3 protein-coding genes are annotated in these 2068 nt (G+C 66.9%); all 3 read right to left on the bottom strand.

Annotation, left to right across the window (positions count from 1 at the left end):
* The coding region (gene nuoF, locus VFS34_15655; protein HET9795889.1) for an NADH-quinone oxidoreductase subunit NuoF at nt 1-1100 on the bottom strand (1100 nt) is incomplete at its 3' end.
* 20 nt (nt 1101-1120) lie between these two features.
* Nucleotides 1121-1639 (bottom strand): NADH-quinone oxidoreductase subunit NuoE, encoded by a 519-nt coding sequence (gene nuoE, locus VFS34_15650; protein ID HET9795888.1) that lies wholly within the window; start codon nt 1637-1639, stop codon nt 1121-1123.
* Complete coding sequence (locus tag VFS34_15645) at nt 1636-1989, bottom strand: NADH-quinone oxidoreductase subunit A (GenBank protein ID HET9795887.1); 354 nt, start codon at nt 1987-1989, stop codon at nt 1636-1638. Before VFS34_15645 ends, nuoE begins: the two co-directional genes overlap by 4 nt.
* Between the last annotated feature and the right edge of the window lie 79 nt (nt 1990-2068).

The raw sequence follows: 2068 nt of genomic DNA, 5'->3' as shown, positions 1-2068 counted from the left end.
TCGCCTCCCTCGATCCGGCCCAGGACCTTCAGCAGCCACGGGCAACCCTCGCGGCACGGCGTGCACTGGCCGCACGACTCGTGCGCGAAGAACTTCGCGAGGTTCTTCGCGGCGCGAACGATGCAGGTGTCCTCGTTCATCACGACGATCGCCGCGGAGCCGAGCATCGAGCCCTTCGCCGCGACGCCGTCGAAATCGAGCGGGCAGTCCTTGATCTCCGCCTCGGTGAGCATCGGCGCGGACGCGCCTCCCGGGATCACGGCCTTCACGCGCCGGCCGCCGCGCATCCCGCGCCCGTAGTCGTCGCCGAAGATGAGCTCCTCGAGCGGGAGGCCCATCGGCGCCTCGTACACGCCGGGACGGTTCACGTGCCCGGAAAGACAGTACAGCTTCGGCCCCGTGTTCTTCTCGTTCCGCCCGATGCCGGCGAACCACTCCGCGCCCCGATTCATGATGAGCGGGACGCACGCGATCGTCTCGACGTTGTTGACGATCGTGGGGCAGGCGAACGCGCCCGAGACCGCGGGGAACGGCGGCTTGACCCGCGGCTGCCCGCGCTTGCCTTCGAGGGACTCGAGGAGCGCGGTTTCCTCGCCGCAGATGTACGCGCCGGCGCCGCGGTGGACGACGATGTCGAGGCCCACGCCGGAGCCCTTGACGTTCTCCCCGAGGTAGCCCTTCCCGTAGGCCTCGCGGATCGCCTCGGAGAGGATCCGCGCGCCGTCCCAGAATTCGCCGCGAATGTAGATGTACGCGCGGCGGCAGCCGATCGCATACGCCGAGATCATCATCCCCTCGAGGACGAGGTGCGGATCGCTCTCGATGAGGAGCCGGTCCTTGAACGTGCCGGGCTCCGACTCGTCGGCGTTCAGGACGAGGTAGATCGGCTTCCCCTTCGTGTCCTTCGGAATGAACGTCCACTTGACCCCGGTCGGGAATCCGGCGCCCCCGCGGCCCCTCAGCCCCGATTTCTTGACCGTCTCGGAGATGGACGCGGGCTCCGGCTTCTCGCGCAGGACCTTCTCCCACGCCGCGTAGCCGCCGTCCTTCACGTACCCGTCGATCGCGCGGGAGTTTTCCTTCCCGACCCGGGCGAGCAGGACCTTTTCGTACGCCAAGGTCAGGCTCCCTTCCCGAGCTCGGCCAGCAGCGCGTCGAGCTTCTCGGGGCTCATCGGCTCGTGGTACCGGTCGTTGACCTGCATCGAGGGCGCGCGATCGCATCCCGCGATGCATTCGACCTCGGTGATCGTGAACTTCCCGTCCGGCGTCGTCTCGCCGACGTGCACGCCGAGTCTCCTCTGGCAGTGCTCGAGGAGCTCGTCGGCGCCGTTCAGGTGGCAGGAGATGGAGGTGCAGAACTGGAGATCGTATTTCCCGACCGGGTCGAGGTTGTACATCGTGTAGAAGGTGAGGACGCCGTCGACGAACGCCGTCGACAGGCCGAGACGCTCCGCGACGACCCCCACGGCCTCGCGCGGAACCCAGCCGAGCCGCCCCTGGACGATCCAGAGGACCGGGAGGAGCGCGGCCTGCTTCGTGGGGTAGCGGGAGAGGAGGGTGTCGATCTCCCGGCTCTCGTCGTCGGTGAAGGCGAACGGCGCGCCGCTCTCGCGCGACGCGTAGCGCAGCTTCTTCACCAGTCGAGCGCTCCCTTTTTCCAGATGTAGGCGTAGCCGACCGCGAGCGTGGCGAGGAACAGGATCATCTCCAGGAACATTCCCCACCCGTAGCTTCGGAAGATCACGGTCCAGGGATAGAGGAACGCGATTTCGACGTCGAAGAGGATGAAGACCATGGCGACGACCGAATACTTGACGGAGATGCGCTTCCTCGACGAGTCGAGGAGCGGCATGCCGCACTCGTACGTCGAGAGCTTGCGGCGGGTCCGGACGTGCCGGCCGAGGACCGCGGAGAGCGCCAGCAGCGCGGCGGCCAGGAGCGCCGCGAAGACCATGAGCACCAGAATCGGAATGAAGGACGACGCCACGCGCTCTCCGCTCGTTTTTCTTCACGCCATTCCGAGTGCGTGAAAAATTTCACGAGGAGTCTATGACCGGCTGCGGACG

This window comes from Thermoanaerobaculia bacterium (assembly GCA_035717485.1).
Classification (GTDB): domain Bacteria; phylum Acidobacteriota; class Thermoanaerobaculia; order UBA5066; family DATFVB01; genus DATFVB01.
Note: the sequence above shows the minus strand (reverse complement) of the source record. Positions and strands in the feature narration are given on the sequence as shown.